Here is a 6,970-nt window from a genome sequence, read left to right as displayed (position 1 = left end):
TAAATGTTACATAGTACTAGGTTTGTTGTATTGTTGCGTATGATGTCCAGTCCCCATTCACCATCCAATTTTTGGAACTCCACATGGTGGTTGTGGTAATAGAGGTGGATACCCTTCTCCTTGAGCCTGACTCCCATGTCTTCAGCCTTCTTTGCGAACTCAATGAATCCTTCACGGTTCCCAATCATGCTGAAAGGAATCATCCCTAATCTAAGGTAACGACATTCCAGCTTCCTCAAATCCTCTACAATCTTATCAAAGTCATTGGTAAGTGTCTCCCCAGGCATTCCCGGAAACATAGGGTCTATGGTAGCAGAGCATGAGGATATGTCCACACCGAAATCCAGACTAGCTTTTCTAAGTTGGTTCACATTCTCTTCTGTCATTGGGATCTGTGAGATTTCCACAGAGGGGTAACCCATCTTTGCCACCTGTTGAATAAGGTCATAGATTCCGAGTTCCCCTACCTTATCCTTCAAAACCATCATCTGCACGCCAATCTTCGCCTTTTTCATATTATCTCCTCCATATTAATTTCCCTGTGCTCCTCAGCCGCTTTCCGTATACCATCTATAATGGCCATGGAAGCAAGACCCTCTTTTGCATGTATGTAGTCATCAGTATTGTTTTCAATAGCTTTATAGAACTTCTCAATGAGATCCTTGTGGCTCTTTCCATAATAAAACTTGTATCCTGAAGGCACGACATCCGTCACTATCAGTTCCTCATGACTATCATTGCCGAAGTACTTGAGGCTTGAATCTCTAAGCACATACCTCCCCGCCTCGCAGAACACCTCGATATCAACGCTTGAGTTGGTATAACTTGCGTTAGTTCCCATGAAGAAGGCACGTATGCCATTCTTAAAATGTATGTTTGCAGCAACTGTATCTTCTACCTCCATTGTGTAGTCGAGGAGATTTCCTGCTAACGCGCTTATTCGGTCAGGTGTTCCTCCTATGAGTTGCATAATATCCAGAGTGTGTACAGCCTGATTTATCATCAGGCCTCCACCAGCATATCTCATTGTCCCTCTCCATGGTTTGGACTTGTAGTATTCCGCAGGCCTGTACCAGGGAACCAAGGCTTTGATTCCAACTGCCTCACCAGCTTCCTTCGACTCTAGACGTTCAAGCAAAGCCATGGTTGTAGGGTTTAATCTGTTCTGCAGGCAGAGGCACACCTTCTTAACAGATGATTCTTCAAGGTCTGCAAGAACCCTCGCATCCCTGTAGTCAAGTCCTGGTGGCTTCTCGAGAAATACATTTATACCTTTCAGTAGACACTGCCTTGTTGCATCCAAATGGAGATAATGTGGCAAGCAGATATGAACAACGTCGAGCACCTCTGAGTCAAGCATTTCTTCAAGGGAGCTGTAACGGTTCACGTTCTCAAATTCTACCAACCGACTCTCATCGATATCACAAACCGCGGTGACCTGAACTTTCTCAAGTTCCCTTATGGCTGCCAGATGTATCTGCGAGATTTCTCCCAGTCCTGCAATAGCTACCTTCAACATGGTATCCCTCCTTACCTGCTGCATATTTAAGCGAAATTCTTTCCCTGGTCAGCAAGTTTCTCTTCTTCAACTCTTTTATTTAATTCATTTAGGAACAGCTCCTCATCAATCGGAAGCTCGACCTCTTTTCCAAGCCATGTTGATAGATGTATGGCATTGGCAAGAGTTACTCCTTTTATACCTTCCTGACCAGAAGCTACAAGTGGTGTCCCGTTTATAACATGGTCAGCGAAGTTATCCATCACGAGGCAGTGCTGAGTTCCCCACTGGTCTGGTATCTCAATGACTTCCTCATCATAGACATCATCCATGCTGTTTCCCATGAATATCCTCATGACATCCGACATATCCATACTCTCGCTCATCTCACGCTCTGAGGTCTTGAGTCTCCTGATTATGATCTTCTTGCTTCCTTCTACAATTATCTTTCCTTTTTCACCTAGTATCTCGAGTCTGTCAGTGCCCAATATGTCATGTGTACAAGTGACAAAGACACCTGTTGCCCCATTCTCATATTCCACCATAGCAGTAACTTCATCCTCAGTTGCGATATCGCGTCTGAACCCAAATTTACACTTGGAGTATACCTTGACAGGCATACCACAGATCCACTGCCAAAGGTCGAGCTGGTGAGGTGCCTGATTCACAAGTACACCACCGCCTTCTCCACCCCAGGTAGCTCTCCATGCGCTCTGATTATAGTATCCCTGAGGTCTCCACCATGTCGTGATGATCCAATTTGTTCTTCTTATGTCTCCGATATCACCATTTTCAACAACTTCTTTGATTTTCTGGTACAAAGGATTCATCCTCTGGTTGAACATGATGCCAAAAGAAACTTCAGGCTTTGACTGTGCGAACTCATTAAGTTCACGGACCTGTTTGGTATATACACCTGCAGGCTTCTCGAGCAAAGCATGTATATCTCGCTTAAGGGCTTCGATACCCATTTCAGGGTGCAGGTAATGAGGCACACAGGTAATTATCGCATCTACCTTGCCGCTTTCCATCATTTCTATGTAGTTATCAAAGAAAGGTACATCGGGATATTTCTCATTAGCCGCTGCCTTCTTAAGTGGGTCCGTGTCGCAGATTGCACCAAGGGTACCTTTGGCAACCTTGCCTGCTGAAAGGAAGCTGGCATATGCACCACCCTGTGCACCAAATCCGATTATTCCATATCTTAATTTTTCCATTTCAAATCCTCCATTATTTCATTTAATATGTTTAATGTAGCTTCATATTGGATCCTATAACCATCTTTACCCTCGAGACCTTTTGAATCCTTTATGACTTCCGTCGCTTCCTCAAGCTCCAAGTCCTTCAGGGAATCAAAAAGCACCAGATGCGGCTCCAATGTAAGGAAGCCATTATAGCCATCCATAATAAATGCCTTCAGTATTTCTCTGACCTTTCCTTCTCCTGTACCTGCCACAACATTCTCCTTATCTGTAGTGACCGCATCCTTAATATGGATGTATACGATGTGGTCCTTAAGCAGGTTATAGCACTTCATGGTATCTTCCCCTACCTGGACAAAGTTTGCGAAATCGAATATTCCTCTGAATGCTGTGGAATCAAGCTCATTGAAAAGCTCCAGGCATCTTTCCTTGGTGTCTCCGTATATGTCCTTCTCATTTTCGTGAATAAGGACTATCCCGTACTCTTTAGCTATAGCGATGAACACTTTGAGCTTTTTCAGCACCTCATCCCTATAAACATCCGGATTCTTTCCCTTTGGTATATAGAAGCTGAATACCCTTATGTAACGGGTATCCATAAGATTGCAAATCTGGCATAGGTTCCTCAGCGTTTCCTGCTGCTTAATGAATCCAACCTCATCATCGATGAACACCTTACCTATGGGAGACCCTATAGATGATACACTGATATGTTTCTGATTTAGCCTTGGAAGGACGTTCTCTTTGAACTCCATAACTCCATAATCGCCGATGTTCTTCCCATCAATCCCTCTGATTGAGATAAAGTTCATACCAAGAGCAGTCACCTCCTGTAGCTGAATATCAAAATCACTTGAGATTTCATCAGAAAATCCCGAAAAGCGAATCCGTTCTGGCAATGGGTTGCGAATCATTTCTATCTCCTCCTATTTCAAACTCCTAATAACTTTTATTAAGAACACAGACCATATGTATTAATCGCGAGATAAGCACATGAAGAGCGTGATGCCACACTCTCCACATGCCTTCAAGTGATATATTAAATGTCCATTGCTATTCTTTTAGCCTCTGCAGCATCATGTGCGTCCAGTTTCTTGTCATGGATCACCTGCTGGATATGTTTCATCTTGTCTCCAGTTAAGTCATACCAATGCATTGCAATCAGTGATGATACCCAACCGAAGATAGGCATTCCTATAAAAAATATCATCCCAAGCCAGAAGAGTGCGGGTGAAGGTGGTGTCTCGACAGTCGGGAAGGCATTCTTGAAACCTATTGCTGCAACCATGAAACCGATAAGTGCAGTACCTAAGGATGATATCAGCTTGTCGATGAAGGAGAATATGGTTCCCATCATTCCTGGTATGTACCTGCCTGTATTGTATGTCTCATAGTCCGAACAGTCAGCGATCATTGGTATTACAATATTTCCACCAACTGCTGCAACCCCTCCTATCAGAGAGAAGAGTGACAGGAAAATGAACGTCGTACTGTTCAGTGGGGTGAGAGATATTGTCTTCATGTCTATGCTTCTCAGGAATATGAAAAGTATGACAGAAAGTATGATACAGATCCAAGTTGATACCACATACGCCTGCTTTTGGCCGAGCTTTCTCGCATACGCTATTCCTATGAAGGTTATGAGTATTGTCATCGGTGCAGTGATAAGACCGAGTTTTCCTGACAGCGCATAGTTGCCCATAAGAATACCGTATATTATTACTGTTGTTACTGCATTCGACTTTGTAACGTTTGCGAGCTTATCTGTAGATGCGGATATGATTAGCATCTGCAATGGCCTGTTCCCTTTGATTATTGGCCAGTAATCCTTAAACTTAAGCTTTTCTGCCTGCAGGACACCCCAGTTCTCCTTGACGTCCTTGTGCCAGATGGAAGAAATGGCCAGGGCAGTAAAGATACCTGCAGTCACTATGGTAATGAGCAGTATTTCATTAAAGAAACCTTCTTTGAATCCACCGTACTTAGGTACCAGCATCGTGGATATAACAAATTGTCCGCCTACGAATAGGATAGTATTGTATATTGCATCAAACAGTGTAAACAGAGGTCGCTGCTTAGGATCATTAGTGAGGACCGTCTGTCCTGCTTTGGTGCATGCGGTCTGGAATGTATATCCTATGATATAGAGAGCATACATGGCAATGAAGTAGACGAACCTCAGATTCTGGGGAATCAGATGAGTTGTCTTGAAGAGAACAATCGCCATAATTGCTAGAATTACATTACCGAAGAACATAAACGGCCTGAACTTTCCAAACTTGGATTCTGTCTTGTCAATCCAAAAACCGATTACTGGATCAGTGAATCCGTCCCATATTCTCATGAAAGTAATGACTGAGCTTACTGATACTACAAGGAGTCCTGCAATTCCTGTGGCATAATACGAAATAAACATGAATGCGAACATATAAAGGTTAGTTGCAGTGTTGTTCAAGGCGAAGAATCCTATTTGCCATATTTTGGCGGAGTTGTAGACGACTTCCCTTTTCTTGGCTTCCATTTTTTTCCTCCTAAAATTGTATGTTTTTCTTTTGTTCAGCTGATAAACCCATTTTATCAGTAAACATTTACATGTGATATGCAATAATTGCTCCAAAACTTGCAAAAATTGCTTTAACAAAAAATTGTCAAATGAGTCAGTTTTAGGAGAAAAATAGCCCTGGCTGGTTGCCAGAGCTTTAAATCGCAGATATAGACGCATTGAATACGAAGAGGCAGGTATTCTCTACTAGGTGACCTATGCAATAAACCTATCATTTGGTCAAATGTTGAAATCAGTGTGTTGGTAAGCAGATTCTGCATTCTCCTTCATGATTTCATAGAACTGCTTTGGGGTAATCCCATACTCGTTCTTGAATGCGCGAAAGAAGTTGGAATAGTCTCCGAAGCCACATTTCATGTATACCTCATTGATTGCCTCCTTTTGAAGTATCAGCTCTTTGGCAGCAATGAGCCTTTTCAGAATGATATACCGGTGTATTGTGATTCCAGTATATTTCTTGAATTCTCTGGACATATGGTATTTGCTTATGAAGAAAGTATCTGACAGGTTATCGATGCTAACTTCTCCACCGAGGTTCTCTTCAATGTACTCTATAACCTTATCAATAAGCGTGCTTCTTATTGTATTTATGTTCTCATGTTTATCTTTACGAAGTAATATATTATTTATCATAACAAATAACTCCATAAGATATGCACGACTCAGTATATCGCTCCCCATACCCTTGAAGTCCTCAATGGCTAATATCTTATTTAGAAGCGACTGCACCTCTCGTCTCATGTCAAAATCAGTACTAATGACCGTCTGTTTTTCCGGGGATTCGTAACATATTGCAAGGTTAGAGTGTTCGGTTGACATGCTTTCAAGATAAGCCTTGTCGACCCAAAGCACTATTCGCTCGTATTTCTCTGCACCTTTCCTTATTACAGCCTGGTGAAGTTCGCGAGTATTCAGCAGCACAATGTCACCCGGATTCAGCTTGTAAATTTTACCTTCGACGAGATAGTCCACCTCACCTGATAAAAGAAAATAGAGTTCATAAAAATCATGATGGTGAAGAGCAACATTCTTTATTGTCTTGTCCAGGTAGTGGTATATCTCATAGTTGCTTCTAAGCATATGCTGCCTGGACATATATGAATGGAGCACTTCTCTTTTCATTACAATCTCTTCTCTCCCTACCTCGTTTTATTAATGAATTACAGCGGAGGATAGTCTATTTACTTCATGACACCTTCCTGGTTAAACTTTCTGACAATTATTTAAGATTATCATAGCACGATAGAATGGCAAGCTGCAATTGTTTTCATAGTTGCTAAAAGTACTACGACGTATATGGTACGGTGAACCGTACCATATATAAATAAATTAGTTTTAAGAATCAATATTGATAATTCACCTATTTTATATTTTTTCCTTCTTCTGATGAGAGCTCTCGCTGAATTGCTAAACTCTATTGGGGGATAAGTATACATAATCTCTTCTATCAGTTGAGACTGAATAGTTTCGTTAACCTATATGTTTTGGAGTGCTATGGACATGCCCTGGCCTCCGCCGATGCAGAGTGTGACAAGACCTGCTTCCACATTGCGCTTCTTCATTGCATATATGAGCTTTGTGATAAGTACAGAACCCGTAGCTCCAGTAGGATGACCAAGGGCTATTCCCCCGCCATTTACGTTCACCCTGTCAATGTCGAAGTCAAGCTCCCTGAGCACAGCAAGACTCTGCGCTGCGAACGCCTCG

General features: G+C 42.2%; 6 protein-coding genes and 1 pseudogene. All 7 read right to left on the bottom strand.

Features of this window, described 5'->3' with window-relative positions:
* On the bottom strand, positions 1–515 hold a 515-nt coding region (locus T472_RS01475), incomplete at its 3' end, for a sugar phosphate isomerase/epimerase family protein (protein WP_023385969.1).
* Positions 512–1,516, bottom strand: coding sequence for a Gfo/Idh/MocA family protein (locus tag T472_RS01470; RefSeq protein WP_160319108.1), 1,005 nt, complete (start codon positions 1,514–1,516; stop codon positions 512–514). The genes T472_RS01475 and T472_RS01470, both read right to left, overlap by 4 nt.
* 29 nt (positions 1,517–1,545) lie before the next feature.
* Positions 1,546–2,715 carry a Gfo/Idh/MocA family protein gene (locus tag T472_RS01465; RefSeq protein WP_023385965.1) on the bottom strand — a complete coding sequence of 390 codons (1,170 nt, stop codon included), beginning with the start codon at positions 2,713–2,715 and terminating at the stop codon, positions 1,546–1,548.
* A complete protein-coding gene (locus T472_RS01460) occupies positions 2,703–3,614 on the bottom strand; it encodes a sugar phosphate isomerase/epimerase family protein (protein ID WP_023385962.1) in 912 nt (303 codons plus the stop codon). Before T472_RS01460 ends, T472_RS01465 begins: the two co-directional genes overlap by 13 nt.
* Positions 3,615–3,739: 125 nt before the next feature.
* Positions 3,740–5,221 (bottom strand): MFS transporter, encoded by a 1,482-nt coding sequence (locus T472_RS01455; RefSeq protein ID WP_023385960.1) that lies wholly within the window; start codon positions 5,219–5,221, stop codon positions 3,740–3,742.
* A gap of 261 nt (positions 5,222–5,482) precedes the next feature.
* Positions 5,483–6,385, bottom strand: coding sequence for an AraC family transcriptional regulator (locus T472_RS01450; RefSeq protein ID WP_023385958.1), 903 nt, complete (start codon positions 6,383–6,385; stop codon positions 5,483–5,485).
* A gap of 353 nt (positions 6,386–6,738) precedes the next feature.
* Positions 6,739–6,970 (bottom strand): annotated as a pseudogene (locus T472_RS01445) (acetyl-CoA C-acyltransferase); the annotation flags it as partial.

The sequence above is a fragment of the Youngiibacter fragilis 232.1 genome (assembly GCF_000495435.3).
GTDB classification, from domain to species: domain Bacteria; phylum Bacillota; class Clostridia; order Clostridiales; family Clostridiaceae; genus Youngiibacter; species Youngiibacter fragilis.
Note: the sequence above shows the minus strand (reverse complement) of the source record. Positions and strands in the feature narration are given on the sequence as shown.